Origin of the sequence: Cobetia sp. MMG027, assembly GCF_027947415.1 — a bacterium.
GTDB lineage: Bacteria > Pseudomonadota > Gammaproteobacteria > Pseudomonadales > Halomonadaceae > Cobetia > Cobetia marina.
The window spans coordinates 177,355-199,038 of record NZ_JAQJIO010000009.1; the positions used below are offsets into that span (position 1 = coordinate 177,355).

General features: G+C 63.5%; 18 protein-coding genes. 15 read left to right on the top strand and 3 right to left on the bottom strand.

Translation table 11 applies throughout. The features are described 5' to 3' along the window. Nucleotides 1-188 precede the first annotated feature (188 nt). Nucleotides 189-1,106, top strand: coding sequence for a LysR family transcriptional regulator (locus tag PJK54_RS13865; protein ID WP_077378346.1), 918 nt, complete (start codon nt 189-191; stop codon nt 1,104-1,106). Nucleotides 1,107-1,134: 28 nt separating this feature from the next. On the opposite strand, the gene PJK54_RS13870 is transcribed toward PJK54_RS13865, so the two are convergent. Together PJK54_RS13870 and PJK54_RS13875 are read right to left on the bottom strand one after the other, a co-directional pair. Continuing rightward, entirely contained in the window at nt 1,135-1,824 is a 690-nt protein-coding gene (locus PJK54_RS13870; RefSeq protein WP_271303182.1) for a glutathione S-transferase N-terminal domain-containing protein, read from the bottom strand. 92 nt (nt 1,825-1,916) lie between these two features. Then, entirely contained in the window at nt 1,917-2,636 is a 720-nt protein-coding gene (locus PJK54_RS13875) for a glutathione S-transferase N-terminal domain-containing protein (RefSeq protein WP_077378486.1), read from the bottom strand. 338 nt (nt 2,637-2,974) lie between these two features. Here PJK54_RS13875 and PJK54_RS13880 point away from each other — a divergent pair, with 338 nt between their 5' ends. Both PJK54_RS13880 and PJK54_RS13885 read left to right on the top strand, forming a co-directional pair. After that, complete coding sequence (locus PJK54_RS13880; RefSeq protein WP_077378340.1) at nt 2,975-4,534, top strand: carbon-nitrogen hydrolase family protein; 1,560 nt, start codon at nt 2,975-2,977, stop codon at nt 4,532-4,534. A gap of 4 nt (nt 4,535-4,538) precedes the next feature. Beyond that, nucleotides 4,539-5,366: a zinc-dependent peptidase gene (locus PJK54_RS13885; RefSeq protein WP_271303183.1), complete on the top strand. Its 828-nt coding sequence runs from the start codon at nt 4,539-4,541 to the stop codon at nt 5,364-5,366. A 124-nt stretch (nt 5,367-5,490) separates the two neighbouring features. On the opposite strand, the gene PJK54_RS13890 is transcribed toward PJK54_RS13885, so the two are convergent. Continuing rightward, nucleotides 5,491-6,498 (bottom strand): LysR family transcriptional regulator, encoded by a 1,008-nt coding sequence (locus PJK54_RS13890; RefSeq protein WP_191237637.1) that lies wholly within the window; start codon nt 6,496-6,498, stop codon nt 5,491-5,493. 160 nt (nt 6,499-6,658) lie between these two features. Between PJK54_RS13890 and PJK54_RS13895 the strand changes: the two genes are divergently transcribed. From PJK54_RS13895 to PJK54_RS13950, 12 genes are all read left to right on the top strand, one after another. Continuing rightward, the gene (locus tag PJK54_RS13895; RefSeq protein ID WP_271303184.1) at nt 6,659-7,966 is read left to right on the top strand and encodes a TauD/TfdA family dioxygenase; all 1,308 of its coding nucleotides are present in this window, start codon (nt 6,659-6,661) and stop codon (nt 7,964-7,966) included. Nucleotides 7,967-8,072: 106 nt separating this feature from the next. After that, nucleotides 8,073-9,248 (top strand): GGDEF domain-containing protein, encoded by a 1,176-nt coding sequence (locus PJK54_RS13900; RefSeq protein WP_176493558.1) that lies wholly within the window; start codon nt 8,073-8,075, stop codon nt 9,246-9,248. Between the two features lie 141 nt (nt 9,249-9,389). After that, complete coding sequence (locus PJK54_RS13905; protein WP_077378325.1) at nt 9,390-9,944, top strand: lipocalin family protein; 555 nt, start codon at nt 9,390-9,392, stop codon at nt 9,942-9,944. A gap of 261 nt (nt 9,945-10,205) precedes the next feature. Beyond that, nucleotides 10,206-11,054: a DUF1338 domain-containing protein gene (locus PJK54_RS13910; protein WP_271303185.1), complete on the top strand. Its 849-nt coding sequence runs from the start codon at nt 10,206-10,208 to the stop codon at nt 11,052-11,054. Continuing rightward, a complete protein-coding gene (locus PJK54_RS13915) occupies nt 11,051-12,112 on the top strand; it encodes a succinylglutamate desuccinylase (RefSeq protein ID WP_271303186.1) in 1,062 nt (353 codons plus the stop codon). The genes PJK54_RS13910 and PJK54_RS13915 overlap by 4 nt, the downstream gene beginning before the upstream one ends. A gap of 454 nt (nt 12,113-12,566) precedes the next feature. Continuing rightward, nucleotides 12,567-13,367: an ABC transporter ATP-binding protein gene (locus tag PJK54_RS13920; RefSeq protein ID WP_077378316.1), complete on the top strand. Its 801-nt coding sequence runs from the start codon at nt 12,567-12,569 to the stop codon at nt 13,365-13,367. A 164-nt stretch (nt 13,368-13,531) separates the two neighbouring features. Further along, the gene (locus PJK54_RS13925; protein ID WP_077378313.1) at nt 13,532-14,350 is read left to right on the top strand and encodes a transporter substrate-binding domain-containing protein; all 819 of its coding nucleotides are present in this window, start codon (nt 13,532-13,534) and stop codon (nt 14,348-14,350) included. 41 nt (nt 14,351-14,391) lie between these two features. After that, nucleotides 14,392-15,108, top strand: coding sequence for an ABC transporter permease (locus tag PJK54_RS13930; RefSeq protein ID WP_084207919.1), 717 nt, complete (start codon nt 14,392-14,394; stop codon nt 15,106-15,108). A gap of 41 nt (nt 15,109-15,149) precedes the next feature. Continuing rightward, on the top strand, nt 15,150-15,902 hold the full coding sequence (locus PJK54_RS13935; RefSeq protein ID WP_077378483.1) for an ABC transporter permease: 753 nt from the start codon (nt 15,150-15,152) through the stop codon (nt 15,900-15,902). Between the two features lie 251 nt (nt 15,903-16,153). Beyond that, nucleotides 16,154-16,918 carry a transporter substrate-binding domain-containing protein gene (locus PJK54_RS13940; RefSeq protein ID WP_077378307.1) on the top strand — a complete coding sequence of 255 codons (765 nt, stop codon included), beginning with the start codon at nt 16,154-16,156 and terminating at the stop codon, nt 16,916-16,918. A 310-nt stretch (nt 16,919-17,228) separates the two neighbouring features. Then, nucleotides 17,229-18,515: an efflux RND transporter periplasmic adaptor subunit gene (locus PJK54_RS13945; RefSeq protein WP_271303187.1), complete on the top strand. Its 1,287-nt coding sequence runs from the start codon at nt 17,229-17,231 to the stop codon at nt 18,513-18,515. After that, nucleotides 18,512-21,649, top strand: coding sequence for an efflux RND transporter permease subunit (locus tag PJK54_RS13950; RefSeq protein ID WP_271303188.1), 3,138 nt, complete (start codon nt 18,512-18,514; stop codon nt 21,647-21,649). The genes PJK54_RS13945 and PJK54_RS13950 overlap by 4 nt, the downstream gene beginning before the upstream one ends. Nucleotides 21,650-21,684 lie beyond the last annotated feature (35 nt).

Genomic DNA, 21,684 nt, shown 5'->3' on the forward strand with positions numbered 1-21,684 from the left:
CGCCCGCCAGCAGAGAACGCGAATCACTTTCATGCATGCCACTCCCCCCGCCAAATCGGCTACAATGCTGGCCAAATCGGCAACTCGCCACTGGCCCTTGTGCCAGATCCGCGGCGCACTCTGCCTCCACGCTCTCTTTCATGCCATCGGCTGCCCGAGTGGCAGACAGTCTCAGGTGCCACCAATCCATGCCTCCCGTACTTGACGAATTTCAGGGCCTCAGTGCCTTCGATGCCATCATGCGCCATGGCAACCTGGGCGCCGGCGCCGAACACCTCGGTATCTCCAAGTCCACGCTCAGCCGTCGGATCAGTCATCTCGAGTATCAGCTTGGTCAGCCGCTGCTGCATCGCCAGGCCAACCGCCTGATTCCCACCGAGGCCGGCACGCTGTTCCATCAGTATTGCCAGCAGATGCTGTCGCTGGGCGAGCGCTCGCAGATGGCACTGGACGAGCTGCGCGAGGAGGTGAGCGGTGATCTCAGCATCAGCGTCCACCCGCATTTCCTGCGTGGCTGGTTCAATCGTCTGCTTACCGAGTTCATCGAGGAGTATCCGGGCATTCGCCTGACGCTGACCTCGAACCTGCAGCCTCCGACACGTGAGGATGATCAGGTCATGCTGTGGCTGTGGGAAGGTCCGACCCGTGACAGCGGCCTGCGTGACGAGGTGCTGGGCCACCAGCGTCAGCATCTGTATGCCCACCCGGACTATCTGCGCCAGCATGGCCATCCGCAGCATCCCGGCGAGCTTGCCTCCCACGACTGGGTCAACCTGATCGACCGCCATCATCCCGATCTGGTGCTCCACCATCCGGAACAGGGCGAGTACCGAGTGAGCCTGCCGCCCTCACGCTTCACGGTCGACAATGTCGTGGTACATGCCGACCACATCGCGCATGGCGCCGGTATCGGCCTGCTGCCGGACCACCACGTGCGCACCCGCTCCGTGGCACATCCCGGCCAGTTCGAGGCCTGTCTGCCCGAGTGGCAAGGACCCTCGATTCCGGTCAGCCTGCACTATCCCTTCGGGCACCCGCCGCGCAAGCTGGGCGCGCTGCTGGATCGTATCCGGCGCCATGTGCCCAAGGACTGGGGGCAGCCCTAGCCCCGCAGGCCTCACGTACCAGCGCGACTCAGCGGCCCTGGCCAAACAGATGGCGACGCGCCTCTTCATCCATCGCCACATTGGCCGCCGGATTGATGTCGTCGATGCGCGCCATCGCCCGCCTGACGCCATCACGCTCGGCCATGCGAGTGCGGTAGGCAGCCACCGCCGGGAAGCGGGCCAGATCGATCTCCTGCTTCTCGGCCTTCAGCCACGGCCAGATGGCCATGTCGGCGATGCTCAACTCGTCACCGGCCACGAACTCACGCCCCGCAAGCTGGCGCTCCAGAACGCCGTAGAGGCGCTCGCCTTCCTTGTGATAGCGCTCGATGGCGTACTCCACCGGTTCTGGCGCGTAGTGCGTGAAGTGGTGCACCTGACCGAGCATCGGCCCCAGGCCGCCCATCTGCCAATGCAGCCACTGCAGCACATCATTGCGTGGGCGCGTCTCGCGCGGCAGGAACTGGCCGGTCTTGTCGGCCAGATATTCCAGAATCGCGCCGGATTCGAACACGGAAATCGGCTCGCCACCATCGGCCGGCGCATGATCGACGATCGCCGGCATGCGATTGTTGGGCGAGATGGCCAGAAACGCTGGCGCGAACTGCTCGCCCTTGCTGATGTTCACCGGAATGAGTCGGTACTCGAGGCCGGCCTCTTCCAGAAAGATCGTGATCTTGTGGCCGTTGGGCGTGGTCCAGTAATACAGGTCAATCATCGTGAGCACCTTTTCGAGGGCAAGACGACATGGCCCGAACGCCTGGAAGCGTTCGAGCCATCAGGAAGCGCATCGCTGACGCGATCGAGGGATTATTGCGGGATCTCGCTGGCACGCGGCGACTTGCGTGCCATGCCGTCATGGAGATCCATCATGCGCTCGCGCCACTGCACCAGCGGATCAGCGGGGTCTTCCGTCTCGCCGAAGGGCGAGGTGTCGGAGACGATGTGGGCCCAGATGAAGAAGCCGAAGATCAGGTAATCCGCCGCCGCCGGTGACTCGCCATCCATGAAGGGCTGATTGCCCAGCAGGCCACGCAACGGCTTGAAGGCGCTGTCGAGAATGCCACGGGCGATCTCGACATCGTGGAACTCCTCGAACGACATGCCGAAGCGGGCTTCTCGGGCGCTCTGGAAGTATTCACGGTCATCCGGGTGAATGGCCTGCACCAGATCCAGCGCCACCAGGCGGAAGAAACCGACGGCCATGACCTGCTCGGCATAGACCTTGACGAAATTCAGGCGCGCCCTTGCCAGTGCATCGCCGATCAGCGGGCCATGGCCTGCATCCGGATAATGCTCGTCCAGGTGCTGGAAGATGTCGTAGCTGTCCATCGACACGCCGAAATCATCCTTGAGTACCGGCACCGTGGTGGAATCGCAGAAGTCGATCGGGCTCTTGTCGGTGAACAGCATGGGAACGAGTTCCGCCTCGATGCCCTTGTGGGCCAGGGCCAGCCGCGCGCGCCAGCAGAACGGCGAGAAACGCAGACGGTCATCACGGCCTCGCAATTCATAGAGTACTGGGGTCATGCAGGTATCCTCCGGTGTCATTCAAGCTCAAGATGTTCGGCATGACGTCGCCGTGGGCGTCTTGCCCATGGCAATGTTTTGGACGTTGTGCCGCGCAAATGCAAGCAAAATGAGCATTCGTTCAATATCCCGCTGATACGCCGCTCGCCGTGCTTCCACCCGCTCACCCTTGCAGTGGCGCGAGGTTGGACCCATTGAGGAGGGATTCGCGACACGCGCCGGTCATTGACCAAAGGATATTGATGACACTCGGCCTCGACAGCGCGAATAATGGATCCAAGCTGTCGCACCCGCCGCGTCTCGCCCTGCTCTCATCACTCATTTCCCAAGGAGTCTCGATGTCCGTCGAAGACCTGCACCTTAACCTGCGCAACCTGCAGGAATCCGACTACCCCCAGCTGAAACGCCTGATGGACGGCATCTACGACGACATCGGCGGCGCCTGGCCGGAACACACCATCAATCGCCTGGTCGCGGAATTCCCCGATGGTCAGATCGTGATCGAGGACGGCGAGATGCTGGTCGGGGTCGCGCTGACGGCGCTGGTGGATTACGACGCCTTCTCGAACCCGCACAAGTACGATGATCTGATCGGTCAGCGCGAAGTCATCCTCAACAACCCCGAGGGAGATGCGCTCTATGGCCTGGATGTCCTGATCGACCCCAACTACCGGGGCTATCGTCTCGGCCGCCGCCTGTATGAAGCGCGCAAGGAACTGTGTCGCTCCATGAATCTGCGCTCGATTCTGGCCGGTGGGCGCATTCCCCAGTATCACGAGTATGCCGCGGAGCTGTCCGCGACCGACTACATCGACAAGGTCGAGCGACGCGAGATCTACGACCCCATCCTGTCCTTCCAGCTGGCCAATGGTTTTCTGGTCAAGCGCCTGATGCGCCAGTATCTGCCGGAAGACGAGAGCTCACAGGGCTATGCCACCTTGCTCGAGTGGAACAACATCCTCTTCGAGCCGGTCGAGCGTGTGCTGGAAAGCCGCAAGACGATGATTCGCGTCGGCGCCGTCCAGTGGCAGATGCGCAAGTTCGATTGTGTCGAATCCGTGCTGCAGCAGGTGGAATATTACGTCGATGCCCTCTCGGACTATCAGAGCGACTTCGCCGTCTTCCCGGAGCTGTTCAATACGCCGCTGATCGGCCTGCTGGAAGACCAGAGTGACCCGGTGCGCTGCATCCGCTTCCTCGCCGGCTTCACCGAGCGCTTCAAGCAGGAAATCTCGCGCATGGCGGTGGCCTACAACATCAACATCGTGGCCGGGTCCATGGTGGAGGTCGGTGATGACAACGAGCTCTACAACGTCACCTATCTCTGTCACCGCGATGGCGAGATCGACCGTCAGGCCAAGCTGCACATCACGCCTCAGGAGCGCCGTGACTGGATCATCAAGGGCGGCGACGAGCTGGCCGTGTTCGAGACCGACGCCGGTCGCATCGGCATGCTGATCTGCTACGACGTGGAATTCCCGGAGCTGTCACGTCTGCTGGCCGACCAGGACATGGACATCCTGATGGTGCCGTTCTGGACCGACACCAAGAACAGCTACCTGCGCGTCCGCCACTGCGCCCAGGCGCGCGCCATCGAGAACGAGTGCTATGTGGTGGTCTGCGGCAGTGTCGGCAACCTGCCGTCCATCGAGAGTCTGGACATCCAGTACGCCCAGTCAGCGGTATTCTCGCCCTCTGACTTCTCCTTCCCGCATGATGCGGTGATGGCCGAGACGACCCCGAACACCGAGATGATCATGTTCTCGGATCTTGATCTGGAACGCCTCAAGGTCGTGCGCAGCGAAGGCTCGGTGACCAACCTCAAGGACCGTCGCAAGGACCTCTTCGACCTGCGCCTGCGCGACTGGTCCTGGAAGTCCGGCAGTCGTCAGGACTGACTCGATGCCCCTCTGGTGGCAACGACTGTGGCAGCGATCCGAGCGCCACGGCCATGATGCCGACGCCTCAGCCCCCTTCTCTTCCCAGACCCAGGAGGGGGACACCCTGTGGCAATCCGTCCGCGAGCGTCTGCCGATCCTCGAGGGACTCGACGCCGAGGCGCTCACGCGTCTCGAGCGCCGCGCCCGGCGGCAACTGCATGACTGGAAGCTGACCAGCGCCGAGCCTCTCGAGGAGGTCGAGGCGCTGGCATTGGCGGCTCAGGCGATGCTGTTGCTCAATGGTTGGGCGCATGCCGAGCGCTGGCAGGATGCCGGCGCTCGCGTCCATGAGATCATGCTGCCGCTCGAGGCCATCCGCCGTGAAGTGGAAGAGATGGATGAGGCAGGCGTGGTGCATGTCTTCCAGGACACCCGGGCCGGTGAGACCTGGTACCAGGGGCCGGTGGTGGTCACGCAGCAGGACCTGGCCGCCAGCGGTGACTGGAGCGGCTTCAATGTGGTCATCCACGAATTCGCCCACAAGCTCGACATGGCCAACGCCACCGATGCCGATGGCTTTCCGCCTCTGCCTGTCCACATCAGCGCTCAGGAATGGCACGCCACCTTCACCGCCGTCTGGGATGACCTGAGCGAGCGCCTGGCACACGGCATTCCCACGCCGATCGATGACTACGCCGCCAGTCACCCCGCCGAATGCTTCGCCGTGTGCTGCGAGTATTTCTTTACCGCACCGGACACTCTCGAAATCGCCTATCCCGAGCTGTATGCCCTGCTGGAACGCTTCTTCCATCAATCGCCATTGTCACGCTGCCCGACGGCTCACGACTGATCGCCTGACAGCCAAGCAGCTAGGCAGCCAGGCAGCCAGGCAGCCAGGCAGGCAGACAAGAAGATCCGGGCAATGAATAGCGACCGCTCACCCTCTCAACCGCCGGGCCTAAGCTAACGGTATATCAATCAGGGTGTGCCGCGGCGGGCCCGCCATTGCGATTCCCCGATGCATCAAGAGCAGTACCTGAGTCGGTCACTGCTGGCTTTTCCATCAGGTAATCCCAGACACGCTGGGCCGTGGGTCGCATGGGACGTTGGGAGGAACGTACCAGCCAGAAATGCTGCTCGGCAGGAATCGCCAGCGGGAAGGCCTGCTCCAGTCCGCCATTGCCGGAGGCCATCCATTGCTGAAAATGGCCTTCATGCACCAGCGCCACGCCCATGCCGAGACGCGCCATTTCCAGTGTCATGACCTGGGTGTCACAACTGATGGTGGACGTCGTCTTCTCCAGTCCCAGCTGACCGGCCGCGACCAGCCAGCGACGCCAGCCCACCGCGAATCCCGCCGCATGCAGCAGCGTCATTCCGGTCAGATCCGCCGCCGTGCTCAACCGGGCGCTCAGTGCCGAGCTTGCCACGACGATCATCCGCTCCTGCTCCGCTCCCACCTTGATCGCCTCGACCTGCGGCCAGTCCCCCTGGCCATAGCGCAGTTCGATATCCACTTCCTCGCCATCGAAATCACGCGCCCAGAAGGCACTCACCAGCCGCAGGGCGATCTCGGGTTGATCTCGATGAAAGCTGGCCAGACGCGGCAACAACCAGGCCTGCTGGCTCATCGGCGTCGCACGCAGACTCACCGGCGCGGCGCGCGAGGGTCCGAAGACTTCCAGCGTGCCCTCCTGCAGACGCTGGAAGCCATCCTGCAGCGCCGGCAGCCAGGCCTGCCCGGCCGGTGTCAGATTCAGACTGCGAGCATGGCGCACGAACAGCGGCTGGCCGAGCCGATCCTCCAGCTGGCGGATACGCTGACTGATGGCGGACTGGGTGACGCTCAGCTCCTCGGCCGCCCTCGTGAAACTCATCAGGCGTGCCGCCGCCTCGAAGGCCTGCAGCCAGGCCAGGGGTGGCAACGGGCTGGACAAGGAAACAGGCAAGACACTCGGCGGCGAGGAAGGTGAGTCGTGCATGGCAATCTCGTGGCGGACAATGGAGGAGCATGACCACACATTAGCTCAGCTAAGCCATGGACGTCATATTTCGCGTTGGTCAGCCTTCATGACACGCAAGACAATAGACTCACTCTCAGCACAAGACTCACCGACACCGACAGAGACAAGGAAGGCGCCCATGGAGACTCTCACCGCATCTGATTCCGACACTTTCGGTACCAGCGACACTGATGGTATTGGCGACACTAGCGTGACGAACGACACTATCGATACGAACGACACTATCGACACTACCGACACTACCGACACGGCAGCGACGGATGCCGGCACGCGTCATCAGTGGGACATGAAGGAATATCAGCCCCATCATCGCGGCACTCCCCTGATTCAGGCGACCCATGACGAGGCACTGGCGACTCTGAGCTGGGCCGATGGGGATCAGGCACGCTTTCCGCTGATCTGGCTGCGTGATCACTGCGCCTGCGACGCCTGCCGTCATCCGCAGACCTTCGAGCGCACCTTCATGCTCATGGATGATGCGGCCCTGACGGTGCATCAGTTGCGTGTCGAGCAAGGCAATCTCGTCGTCATCTGGCAGGACGGCCACACCAGTCGCTTCGATGCCGGTTGGTTGCTGCAACGTCGTCCGAGTGATGCGCCGCCAGCCACGCCGGTCCCCTCAAGCCGCGCCTGGCAGCAGGGCCATCAGCCTCACGTTACCGCCTTTGCCGACTACATGGCCGGCGGCGCCGCACGACTTGGCTGGCTGGAAGCGCTGTGCCGCGACGGCTTCGCGATTCTGGACGGCGGCACCTGTGAAGGCGGTGAGATCGATGCCATCGCGGCCACCATCGGCCCCATCCGTGCCACCAACTTCGGCGGGCGCTTCGAGGTCTTCTCCAAGCAGGCGCCCAACAATGCCGCCTACACGCCCATCGCGCTGGAACTGCACACGGATCTGCCCAACTGGCGCCAACCGCCGGACATCCAGATGCTCTATTGCCTGGTCAATGACGCCGAGGGCGGTGAGTCGATCTTCGGTGACGGCATGGCCGTCGCCGAGGAACTGCGCCGGCGTGACCCTGCCGCCTTCCGCCTGCTGGCCGAGACGCCGGTGGACTTTCGCTTCGCGGATGAGCAGACCGATCTCGTGGTGCGTGAACCGGTCATCCACCTGGATGCCAGCGGCAAGGTCATCGAGGTGCGTTTCAACAACTGGATCCGCGATAGCCTGCGCCTGCCGCTGGAACGGATGCAGGCCTGGTACGCCGCCTACCGCCACTACTGGAGCATCCTGCGCGAACCGGACTTCCGCCTGCACCTCAAGCTCGAGGCCGGTCAGATGGTGGCCTTCGACAACCGCCGCGTGATGCACGGGCGCCGGTCCTTCGACCCGACCACCGGGCGCCGGCACCTGCAAGGCTGCTACGTCGATTACGACATGGTGGAATCGGCATTGCGCGTCACAGCGCGCCAGCTGGACTGACGACGGCCCGCGAGCGTTGAAGCTCAGTGATTCAATTCGTCCAGTCCCGGCAGCAGACCACGCAAGGCGATGGCATCCTGAGACTCTGGCTACTCAGGTACCGCCCATGAATCCCATGACGCTCTGCTTTGCGGATGACACCCTGGAACGACGCTATCGTCGACAACAGATCGAGACCTCACACAAGCTCAGCCGGTTCACCATACCGCTGAGCTGTGTGATGTTCGCGTCCTATGCGCTGATCGAGATAAGTCTTACCCACCATTTCGAGAGCCTGCTGCTGCTGCGCGCCGGCATTCTCGCCAGTGTCCTGAGCCTGTTCCTGCTGTCACGCCATGCGCGATACAGACACCGGGTCAATGGCCTGCTGTGCCTGGCCTCCCTGAGCGCGGCGCTGGGCACGCTGGCCATGTTCCATCTCGGCAATGACCACGCAGTGGATCACCATGAGATGCATGAGGGTGAATTCCCGGCCTATTTCGTCAGTCTGCTATTGCTGGTGTTCTGGACCTACACCCTGCTGGGGCTGCAGTTCATCTATGCACTGGCCTGCGGATTGCTGATCTGGATGGGCTGCACCGCCAGCTGCGCGATCCTGCACAGTGGTACCGGCGTGCTGGTGGAAGCCAACGAAGCCTTCTTCATGATGTCCGCCAACCTGCTGGCCGGCATGAGCGCCTACTCGCGAGAGCGACAGAGCCGCCTGCTGTTCCTGCGCGAATGTCACGTCACCGACGAGCGAGACAATCTGCGTGACCACGCGACACGCGACTCGCTCACCGGACTGCTCAATCGACGCGCCCTGATGGAGCATCTCGATCAGGTGCTCGACATCCAGGCACCCGGCGTCATACAGGCTGCGCTGTTCATCGACCTGGATGGCTTCAAGCCCATCAATGACCGCCATGGTCACCATATCGGCGACCAGGTCCTGAGCATCATCGGCGAACGACTCGGAGACACCCTGCGTGGCAACGATATCGTCGGCCGCCTGGGAGGCGATGAATTTCTCGTGCTGATCAGTCGTGAAGGCGATAGCCGCCAGGGCCCGGAAACACTGGCCAATCGTCTGGTGGATGCGATCAGCAGGCCCATCCACCTCGAGGTCGACGGCGAGCCGCTGATCATCGGTGTCAGCGCCAGCGTGGGCGTCTGTCTGTTCCCCTTCTCCGGTGCCACGCCGGAAACCATCATCGCGCGTGCGGACGGTGCCATGTATGAAGCCAAGCAACGTGGCCGCGGGCGAGTGGTCGCGGCCAACCCGCTGCGCCTGGTGCTGTGAGCCTCCACCACGAATGATGCCCCCTCCCTCTTGAGACAACCGCAGACGCCCCAATGAGAGAAGGATGTCTGTGCATCCTTTCATCACGTAACGACGCCCCGCGACGATTCGCCGGGGCGTCCTGTCTCATGGAGCCCGCCAATGACACGCCTGCCGCATCTCGCCCTCTCGCTCGCTGGCCTCAGCCTCCTTGGCGGCTGTGCCGGTGTCCCGTCCGGCACCCAGCCCGTCGGGGACTTCCAGCTCGAACGCTACTACGGGCAATGGCACGAGATAGCCCGCCTGCCCAACAGCTTCGAGGAGGGACTGAGCTGCGTCACCGCCGATTACTCGCCCCGCGAGGACGGCGGCGTGCGCGTCATCAATCGCGGCCTTGATGCCGACAAGGGCGAATGGAGTCAGGCCGAAGGGCGAGCCTACTTCACTCAGGGCAGCGAGACCGCGGCCCTCAAGGTCAGCTTCTTCGGCCCCTTCTATGGTGGCTACAACGTGCTGGCACTGGATGATGACTATCAGTGGTCGCTGGTGGCCGGTGCCGATCGCGACTACCTGTGGATACTGGCGCGCGAGCCGCAGCTGGATGACGGCACCTATCAGGCGCTGGTCGATCAGGCCGCCGAGCTCGGCTTCGCCACCGATTCACTGATCAAGGTCGAGCAGGGTGAGACATGTCCCGTCGCTGACGGCGAGAGCTGATGACGCAGGCGCTTGCTCACGGCGCAGGCTCCACCCAAGGTCTAAACCGACACGTGACGTTTACATGGTGCGGACAGCCGCTTTCATCCAACCGACCTTGCCTCTTGCCACGCGCCAGCGGCTCGCCAATGGTGAGCTGACAATCTGCCGAGGCAGCGTCTCGCCGAGTGCGCTGCCCTGCTGCCAACCGCCACATGCCGTCGCCCAGTGTCAGTGACACCTCGCTGCACTGGGCAACTCAGTTCAGAGGGAGCTCGTGCCATGGATATCCAGCAGTTCTTCAGCGCCCTGTGGGATGATTACGTCGCCATGACGCCCCAGGCCCAACAGATCCAGGATGCCTTCGTGGCCGACGGCGAGACCATCGTCAACGACCACGTGGCCTTCCGGACCTTCGACCGCGGGCCGATCACCCTGAGCGCGCTGGAACCTCATCTGCTGGCGCTCGGCTACACCCGCTTCGCCCCCTATGACTTCCGCGAGAAGAAACTGCGCGCCTTCGGCTATCTGCCGCCGTCTCCCGACATGCCGCGCGTCTTCCTCTCCGAGCTGAAATGTCATGAGCTTTCCGAGCGCGCCCAGTCGATCATCGATGGTCTGGTCAGCCAGATCTCGCCGGATGCCGCCACCCAGCCCTCCGTGCTGTGGTCAGGTCGCCTGTGGGACGCGCCGACCTTCGAGCAGTATCAGCGTCTGATGGAGGAGAGCGAATACGCGGCCTGGCTGTCGATCATCGGCCTGCGCGCCAATCACTTCACCATCAGCGTCAATGTACTTACCCGTCATGACACGCTCGACAAGGTGCTGACGCGCGTGGAAGCGCTTGGCCTGGGCATCAATCCGGCCGGCGGACGCATCAAGGGCTCACCCGAGGTCCTGCTTGAGCAGGCCTCCACCCTCGCCGACCGCCAGACCTTCACCTTCGCCGGCGGCGAGCAGCACGAGATCGCGACCTGCTACTACGAGTTCGCCCGTCGCTATCCGGATGCCGACGGCAATCTGTATCAGGGTTTCGTGGCCGCCAGTGCCGACAAGATCTTCGAATCCACCCACCTGACCGAATCTTCCGATACCGGCCAGGACAGCCCAAGGGAGCACTCCACCCCGTGATTGCCGACTGGCTTGACCTGACACTCGAAGGCCACGCCAGCGCGCGTGGCATGGGACGCATCCCCGGTGGGCGCTATGAGATCGTCGCCCCCGGTGTGCTGGAGATCTGTCCGGACACCCAAGGGCCTGCGGCTCGCCCCTGCGTGCTCTCGGCGGGAATTCACGGCAACGAGACGGCGCCCATCGAACTGCTGGGTGAGCTGATCGCCGGTCTCGAGAGCGGCCACCTGATCGCCGGTGCCCCGCTGCTGCTGATTCTGGGCAACCTGCCCGCCATCCGCACCGGTGAGCGCTTCCATGCGACCAACCTCAATCGGCTGTTCCGACGTACCGAGACGGCGACCGCCATCTCGGTGGACGCCGGCAACGCGGTTGCCGGCAAGGCCAATGACTGTCCAGCCGATGATGAGCCGGCACGCGCCCGCCAGCTGATGGCGGCAGTGGATGACTTCTACGCCCGCTTCCCGCCGGCCGATGGCACGCGACGCCTGCACTACGACATGCATACCGCGATCCGCGACAGCCACTACCCGCGCTTTGCCGTGGTGCCCTTCAGCGAGGGAGAGGCCATCAGTCCCTCACAGTGGTCGATATTGAGCGCTGCCGGCCTCCAGGCCGTGCTGCATCAACATCAGCACAGCTGGACCTTCTCGCACTACTCGCGCCACTACCATGATGCCGATGCCTTCACGCTGGAGCTGGGCCAGGTGCGTCCGTTCGGCGCCAATGACATGGCGGCACTGGCGCCGATGTCCCGCCTGCTCGCGGCTCTGGCCACCGGAACGCCGCCGGATGAGTCTGATCCCGATGCCATGGATTACTTCAAGGTGGAAGTGGAGCTGATGCGCCACTCCGCAGACTTCGCGCTGTGCTTCAGCGAGGACGTCGCCAACTTCACCCGCTTCGCCCCCGGCACGCTGATCGCCCGGGACGCGCAGGCGGGCCCCTGCATCATCGGGGACACGCCGCTGAGCGTGGTATTCCCCAATGCCAGTGTCGAGATCGGCGCCCGCGCCGCCTTGCTGCTGGCCAGCTGTGCTCCCCCCGAGACAGCCTGATCATGAAATGCGCCCCACTCGCCAGCCACCGCCGTACTGCCCCACGCAGCACGGCGCATCGGCAGGGTGGGCGCCCCCAATAATGACAACAAGGTCCCCACTCATGACGCATTCCTGCCGTTCTGTCCCTCCTGTCGCCAGCCAGCGACTCTTGCCGACACGCGCTCAACCAAAGTCGTATCCGGCGACGCTCCAAGGAAGCAGTTAACCCAGCGTTGAGCTGGTAGAATCTGCCCCCTTTCACGATCACGACCGTGATACCACTCGAGCGGCTGCGACGACATGGCCAGCCGCCAGCGAGATTCAGTCTCGCCTGGCGACGTCATGCACCCTGTGCCGCCGTGTCGACAACGCACAAGTTCCCACGGGTCCGTGCCGCCCTGCGGCAGACTCAGGACGCGCCCGCGCCGCCTGGCAAGGCAGCGATGCGCTGCGTCTGGATCGGAGTAACGGCATGACCAAGACATCCCCCGGGATCGAGACCCCGAACCGCGAGGTGCTGCCCCTCGAGGTTCGCGACATCACCAAGTCCTTCGGCAGCAATCAGGTGCTCAAGGGCCTGTCGCTCAAGGCACGCAAGGGCGACGTCATCACGCTGATCGGTGCCTCTGGCTCCGGCAAGAGTACCTTTCTGCGCTGCATGAACCTGCTGGAACAGCCGGACGGTGGCGACATCTTCGTCCACGGCGAGCAGATCGGCTTCAAGGACACCCGCCGCGGTCGCGAGCCGATGGACTGGCGTCAGGTCGAGCGCATGCGCGCGCGCCTGTCGATGGTCTTCCAGGGCTTCAACCTGTGGTCACACATGACCCTGCTGGAAAACGTCATCGAGGCGCCGATCCACGTGCTCGGCAAGCCGAAGAAAGAAGCCATCGCGCACGCGCGCAGCCTGCTGGATCGCGTCGGCCTGCTCGAGCGCGCCGACTACTACCCGGCCCAGATGTCGGGGGGCCAGCAGCAGCGTGGTGCCATCGCGCGCGCCCTGGCGATGGAGCCGGAAGTGATGCTGTTCGACGAGCCGACCTCGGCTCTCGACCCGGAACTGGTCGGTGACGTGCTCAAGGTGATGCGCGATCTGGCCGAGGAAGGCCGCACCATGGTGGTGGTGACCCACGAGATGAGCTTCGCGCGCGACGTCTCGAGTCAGGTGGTCTACCTGCATCAGGGTCTGGTCGAGGAAGCCGGCGATCCGGCTGAGGTACTGGGCAATCCCCAGTCAGAGCGACTCAAGCAGTTCCTGGCGCCCAAGTACTGACAGGCAGGACTGATGAACAGGACTGACGGACGGCTCTGATCAACCGTTCGCTCCGCCGGCGCTTCCCCCGGCACGGTGATCCCGTGTCCGGCACATGATTCAGCACCGCGAGCGCCATGCCATCGGCAGGCCTCGAGGCGCAAGAGATTTCAGGAATGAAAGTGATGAAACAGTTCGCGACACGCGCCCTGATGGGCCTCACCCTCGGCCTCTCCACTCTCGCCATCTCGGCAGGCGCCGTGCAGGCCGCCGATGTACCGGACCCGCTGCGCCTCGGCATCGACGTGCCCTACGCGCCCTTCGGCTACAAGCTGCCGAGCGGTGAGCTGACCGGCTTCGAGATCGAGCTGGGCAATGCCATCTGCGAGCAGCTCGCCACTCGCTGCGAGTGGGTCGAGCAGGACTTCGACGGCATCATCCCGGGCCTGATGGCACGCAAGTACGACGTCATCATGTCCGCGCTGACCATCAACCCGGAGCGTGAACGTCAGGTGCTGTTCTCCGCGCCCTACTTCACGCCGCCGTCCGGCTGGTTCGTCAAGGCGGACAGCCCGCTGGCCGGCGCGGACAGCCTCGATGCCGAGGCTCTCAAGGGCAAGGTGATCGGTGTCCAGCGCGGCAACCTGCAGGATCACTACGTCACCGACCTCTACGCCAGCGTGGCCGAGGTGCGTCGCTATACCAAGCTGGATGACCTGGTGCTGGACATGGACAGCGGTCGCGTCGATGTCGCCTTCCTTGATCTGCCGGTCGGTCAGGACACCCTGGTCGAGGCCAATGATGGCAATTTCGTCAATACCGGCAGCGCCATCAGCGAACCGAAGAAGTACTTCGGTGACGGCTTCGGCATCGCCATGAAGCAGCGCGATCGTGATCTCAAGAAATCCATCGACGAGGCACTGGACACGCTGAAGGCCGACGGCACGCTCGAGCGTCTCAACGCCAAGTACTTCGCCAGCGCCGCGACCGCCAACAGCCAGTAAACCGCTGAGCGGTTTGCACGGCGCTTCACGGGAGGATTCCCATGATCGACCTACAAGGCTACGGGCCAAGTCTGCTGGAGGGTGCCTGGGTAACGGTGCAGCTGGCCGTGCTGGCCCAGCTACTGGCCATCGCCCTCGGGCTGATGACAGCGACCGCCAAGATGTCGCGTTCCACGCCACTGCGCTGGATCGCGACGCTCTACACCACCATCATCCGTGGCGTACCGGACATCGTGTTGATGCTGCTGCTGTTCTTCGGTGGTCAGATCGGCATCAACATGGTCACCGACTGGCTGTATGACCGCTATGACATCGATGTCTTCGTCAACGTCGACGAATTCACCGCGGGCGTCATCACCATCGGCTTCATCTTCGGCGCCTACATGGGTGAGACCTTCCGCGGTGCCTTCATGGCAGTGGATGCCGGCCAGATCGAGGCCGGACGCGCCTATGGCATGAGCAACTGGAAGGTCTTCAAGCGCATTCGCTTCCCGCTGATGATGCGTCACGCCCTGCCGGGGCTGGGCAACAACTGGATGGTACTGCTCAAGACCACCGCCCTGGTGTCGGTGATCGGGCTGGTCGACATGGTGCGTGTCGCCAGCGAGGCCGCCAAGGCGACCCATGAGCCCTTCACCTTCCTGTTGCCGGTCGCGGCGGGCTATCTGCTGATCGCCACCGTGTCCGAATGGGGGCTTTCGCGCCTCAAGAAGCGCTACAACACCGGATTCGGGGAGGCCAGCGCATGGAACAACTGAACGATGCGGGCCCGACAGGCGTCATCGCCCAGCTTGGCCAGATGCTCGATGATGTGCTGAGCGACAACTACATCTTCACCGCCACCACTCTCTGGCACTACTGGGAGGGGCTGGTCACCACGGTGCAGCTGGTATTCCTGTCGCTGATCATCGGGCTGGTGCTGGCCGTGCCATTGGCGATCCTGCGCGGCTCGCGCCGCCGCTGGATCAAGATGCCGGTCTACCTGTACACCTATGTCTTCCGTGGCACCCCTCTGCTGATCCAGCTTTACCTGATCTACTACGGGGTGGTGTTCTTCGATGGCTTCGACATCTCGTTGGGAATCACCAGCGTGCATGTCCCCAGCATTCAGGACACCTGGCTGTGGGAGTACTTCCGTGACCCCTTCGTCCCGGCGCTGCTGGCCTTCGTGCTCAATACCGCGGCCTATACCACCGAGATCTTCCATGGTGCCATCCAGTCCACGCCCAAGGGCGAGATGGAAGCTGCACGCGCCTATGGCATGTCACGCGGCAAGATGATGCGTCGCATCATTCTGCCCAGTGCCTTCCGTCGGGCACTGCCGGCCTACGGCAATGAAGTCATCTTCATGCTGCATGCCAGTGCCATCTGCAGTGTGGTGACGCTGCTGGACCTCACCGGGGCGGCGCGTGACATCTATGCACGCTTCTATGCCCCCTTCGAAGCCTTCCTGTTCGTCGCCGCCATCTATCTGTGTCTGACCTTCACCATCATTGCCATCTTCAGGCAGCTGGAGAAACGTCTGCTGGCACACTTGAAACCATTGAATTGAACTGAAAGAAGCGCCTCTTGCCGGGCGCTTCTTTCGTTTTTCACTCCTGATCCAGCAATGCATCTCGTTTAACGAACGTTTGAATCCGACCATTTTCCCCCTTCACCACAGCGCAGGACTGGGCTAGTGTGGAGAACAATGGCTGACGACAGTCCTGTCTTCATCGGCGCAGACGCCTGATACCTTTTCAGGGAGCGTCTGGTGTCGCTGACACGTCAGCTCGACCAACAACAACGAGGAACGGGAACGACATGAAGAAGCTTCTGGGAATTTCCCTGCTGGGTGCAGCACTGATGGCCGGTGGCGCACAGGCCGCCGAGACACTGCGCATCGGCGTCGATGTGCCTTATGAGCCGATGGAATACAAGACACCGGACGGCGAGCTGACCGGCTTCGACATCGAGCTGGGCAATGCCATCTGCGCGAAGATCAACCGCGACTGCGAGTGGGTCATCCAGGCATGGGACGGCATCATCCCCGGCCTGATGGCACGCAAGTACGACGCCATCATGTCCTCGATGACCATCAACGAAGAACGCCGTGAGAAGGTGCTGTTCTCCGACACCTACATCACGCCGCCGTCTGCCTGGTTCGCGCCGTCCGACAGCGCGTTGAGCGCCACCTCCACCGAGGCCCTGGCAGGCAAGGCCATCGGCGTGCAGCGCGGCACCCTGCAGGACAACTACGTCACGGATCTCTACGCCAAGAATGCCGAGGTCAAGCGCTACACCACCGCCGATGACCTGGTGCTGGACATGGATGCGGGTCGCCTCGACATCGCCTTCCTCGACTTCCCGGTCGGCAAGTCCACCCTCATCGATGGCGGCAACGGCAACTACAAGGCCGTGGGGGAAGTGGTCACCGAGCCCAAGAAATACTTCGGCGACGGCTTCGGTATCGCCATGCGCAAGCGTGACAAGGACCTGGCCGAGCAGATTAACGGCGCACTGGCGGAACTGAAGGCCGATGGTACCTACGACACCATCCACACCAAGTACTTCGGCGAGAAGAAGTAAGATCGCCTCCCATGTCATGACGCGCGCGAGCTGACAGGCGCAAGTGACACGCAAGACAACACGTCCCGCTGGCATCTGCCGCGGGACTTTTGCGTTGAGACAGGGTCATTCCCGACCCAGCCCCTTCATCAGCGCCGCCGGGGAATGAGAGCAAGCCCCCGCCACGCCTGAGCCAGATGCCAAGTCATCGCGTCCCCTTGCACAATTGGTGCAAATTGAGAACCAAAGCAGTGTGGCTGAGAGGGCTTATCCCGTCTGCCCGGCCTCTCTAGGATGCCCAGCATCCCACTCCTGCAACGGTAGCTCCCCCATGTCGAGACATCCTTCACGTCCGGCGCGCCTTTCTCGTATCGCCTCTTCCCTGCTGTTGACCCTTGGCGGTCTCCTTGCGCTCAGCGCCTGCAGTGAAGGCGATGACGAGGCTTCCGCTGGCGCCCAGCCGACACCTCCCACGATGGAAGTCGTCGCGGCCAAGGCTCAGCCGGTCGCGGCCTGGCACACTTACACCACCCGCCTGGAATCTCCGCAGAGCGTACAGCTGCGCCCGCGCGTGAGCGGTGAAATCGAAGAGGTCCTGTTCACCGAAGGCAGTCAGGTGAGCGCCGGCACCCCGCTGGTCCGCCTCGATCAGCGCCCCTTCAAGGCCGAGGTTGATCGTCTGGAAGCCGAGGTGGCTCGCGTCAAGGCAGAACTGGCCAACGCCCGCAGTGAATCCGGACGCGCGGCCAGCCTGGTCAAGCGCAACCTGATCTCCCGCGAGGAAGCCGATTCACGCAGCACCAGCGTCTCCGGTCTCAACGCCCAGCTCAAGGCCGCCATCGCCCAGCTCGAGCGCGCCCGTCTGGATCTCGACTACGCCACGGTGCGTGCCCCGATCGATGGCCGACTGTCCAATGCCCGCATCACGCGCGGCAATACCGTTCAAGCCGGTCAGAGCGTGTTGACCACCCTGGTGGAAACTCGCCAGCTGGACGCCTATATCGACATCAGCGAGCTGACCTGGAATCAGGACTTTGCCGACGTCTCCGCCGAGGATCATCTGCCGGTGGAACTGCAGCTTGCAGGCCAGCAGGACTTCCCGTTCCAGGGCGAGCTCGACTTCATCGACAACAGCGTCGACATCGACACCGGTACCCTGCGCATTGGCGCCACCTTCACCGCAGAGGACCCTGCCCTGCGGCCGGGCGCCTTCGCGCGCCTGCGCATCGCCTCCCCCGAGATTCGCGACGCCGTGCTGATCCCGGAGCGTGCCATCGGCACCGATCTGGATCGTCAGTTCGTGCTGGTGATCGGCGAAGATGACACCCTCGCCTACCGTGGCATCACCACTGGCCCGCGCTTTGGCCCGCTGCGTGCCGTCACCGATGGCCTGGCCGCCGGTGATCGCGTGCTGGCCGCCGGCCCCGCCAAGGCAGGCCCGGGCATGCCGATCACGCCCAAGCTGGTCGAGATGTCCGACGATGGTGCCCTCAAGGCCCTCGCCGAGCGTGTCGCTCGCCTGACGCAACACCAGAAGGATCAGCCGTCGCACGACAATGATCAGGATGCCGCGGCGCTGGCCGAGGCCGACCGCCAGGCAGCAGGAGGCCGTACGTGAACGTCTCCAGCTTCTTCATCAAGCGCCCGGTCTTCGCCGCGGTGCTGTCGATCCTGATCGTCATCTCGGGGCTGCTGTCACTGTACCAGCTGCCCATCTCCGAGTATCCAGAAGTCGTGCCACCTACCGTGGTGGTGCGCGCCAACTACCCGGGCGCCAACCCGGAAGTCATCGGTTCGACCGTCGCCACGCCGCTGGAGCAGGAAATCACCGGCGTCGAAGGCATGCTGTACATGGACTCCCAGGCGACCTCCGACGGTAACCTGACCCTGACCGCGACCTTTGCACTGGGTACCGATCTGGACAAGGCCCAGGTGCAGGTGCAGAACCGTGTGGCACGTGCCACGCCACGCCTGCCGCAGGAGGTGCAGCAGCTTGGCATCACCACCGAGAAGGCCTCGCCCAACCTGACGATGGTGGTCCACCTGACCTCCCCGGATGGCCGCTATGACCAGCTGTGGCTATCCAACTACGCGCGCCTGAATCTCAAGGACAACCTCGCCCGTCTCGACGGGGTCGGTGACGTGCGCCTGTTCGGTGCTGGCGAGTATTCCATGCGTGTATGGCTGGACCCGGACGCCGTGGCGGCGCGTGGACTGTCTGCCGGTGACGTGATCAGTGCGCTGCGCGCTCAGAACCAGCAGGTCGCCGCCGGTTCCGTCGGTGCCCAGCCCGCCCCGGATGACAACCAGTTCCAGCGCCTGCTCAATGTGCGCGGACGTCTCGAGAGCACGCAGGAATTCGAGAACATCGTCATCCGTGTCGATGAGGATGGCCGCCTGACGCGCCTGAAGGATGTCGCACGTGTCGAACTGGGTGCCGACAGCTACTCGCTGCGCGCGCAACTCGACGGCAAGGATGCGGTGGCGATGCCGATCTTCCAGCGCCCCGGCTCGAATGCCATCGCGCTGTCGGATGCGGTCCGCGAGCGCATGAGCGAGATGTCCGATGCCTTCCCCGATGGCGTCAGCTACGACATCGTCTACGACCCCACCGTCTTCGTGCGCGGCTCCATCGAGGCGGTCATCGATACCCTGTTCGAGGCCATCCTGCTGGTCGTGATCGTGGTGATCCTGTTCCTGCAGACCTGGCGCGCCTCGATCATCCCGCTGATCGCGGTGCCGGTCTCGCTGATCGGCACCTTCGCGGTCATGCAGCTGATGGGTGTCTCGATCAATACGCTGTCGCTGTTCGGACTGGTACTGGCCATCGGTATCGTGGTCGATGACGCCATCGTGGTGGTGGAGAATGTCGAGCGAAACATCGAGCTGGGCCACTCCCCCATCGAAGCGACCCAGATCGCCATGCGCGAGGTGACCGGCCCGATCATCGCCATCGCGCTGGTGCTGACGGCGGTCTTCGTGCCCACCGCCTTCATCAGCGGCCTGAGCGGCCAGTTCTACAAGCAGTTCGCGCTGACCATCACCATCTCGACGCTGATCTCGGCCTTCAACTCACTGACCCTGTCGCCGGCGCTCTCGGCCCTGCTGCTCAAGCCCCACGGTGCCAAGCCGGACTGGCTGACACGCCTCATCGATGGCCTGTTCGGACGCTGGCTGTTCGCGCCGTTCAACCGGGCCTTCAATGCGATGTCCAACGGCTACACCGGCCTGATCAAGAAGCTGCTGCGCTTCGGTGTCATCGTCGGCGTGATCTATCTGGCCCTGCTCGGCGCCACCGGCAAGCTGTTTGACAGCGTGCCCGGCGGCTTCATCCCGGGACAGGACAAGCAGTATCTGGTCGCGATGGCTCAGCTGCCGGACGCGGCAAGCCTTGATCGCACCACCGAGGTCATCAACGAGATGCAGAAGCTGGCACTCGAGACACCGGGGGTCGCCCATACCGTGGCCTTCCCGGGGCTGTCGGTGAACGGCTTCGTCAATGCTTCCAATTCCGGCATCCTGTTCACGCCGCTGGATGACTTCGAGGATCGCCAGTCGCCCCAGCTCTCCGGCCAGGCGATCGCCGCCGAGCTCAACCGCAAGTTTGCCGGCATCGACGAGGCCTTCGTCGCCGTCTTCCCGCCGCCGCCGATTCTGGGTCTGGGGACCACGGGCGGCTTCAAGTTGCAGCTGCAGGACCGCGGCAACCAGGGCTTCGATCAGCTGTTCGCCGCCGTGCAGACCATCACCGCCAAGGGCAATGCCGACCCGCGCCTGAGCAGCGTCTATTCCAGCTTCCGCATCCAGGTGCCGCAGTACGACATCGATGTGGACCGCGAGCAGGCGATGATCATGGGCGTCCCGGTGGAACGCGCCTTCGAGACCCTGCAGATCTACATGGGCTCGCTGTACGTCAATGACTTCAACCGCTTCGGGCGTACCTATCAGGTTCGCGCCCAGGCCGAGCAGTCGGCGCGTCTCGACCCGGATGACATCCGCAATCTCAAGGTGCGCAGCGACAACGGGCGCATGATTCCGCTGGGCAGCTTCGTCAAGGTGACGCCGACCACCGGGCCGGACCGCGTGATGCACTACAACACCTATGTCAGCGCCGACATCAACGGCTCGCCGGCACCGGGCGTCTCCAGTGATCAGGCCAAGGCCGCCATCGAGGAAGTGCTGGCAGCCAATCTGCCCCAGGGCATCGGCTACGAGTGGACGGAGGTGACCTACCAGCAGGTGCTGGCCGGCAACACCATGATCTATATCTTCCCGCTGGTGGTGCTGCTGGTATTCCTGGTGCTGGCTGCCCAGTACGAGAGCTGGTCGCTGCCGCTGGCGATCATCCTGATCGTGCCGATGACGCTGCTGTCGGCGCTGGCTGGCGTGTGGCTGACGGGAGGCGACAACAACATCTTCACGCGGATCGGGTTGATCGTGCTGGTGGCGCTGGCCTGCAAGAACGCCATCCTGCTGGTCGAGTTCGCCCGTGAGCAGCAGCATGAAGGTCAGAGTCGCCTGGATGCCGTGCTGACGGCCTGTCGTCTGCGGCTGCGGCCCATCCTGATGACCTCGGTGGCCTTCACCGCCGGCGTGGTGCCGCTGGTACTGGCCACCGGTGCCGGCAGCGAGATGCGCCAGGCGATGGGCGTGGCGGTGTTCTCCGGCATGATCGGCGTCACCGTGTTCGGCCTGTTGCTGACGCCACTGTTCTATGTCGGCATCCGCAGGATGGTCGAGAAGCGTACCTAGAGAAGCCGGGGCTTCACGGACCACACCGCCAGTGC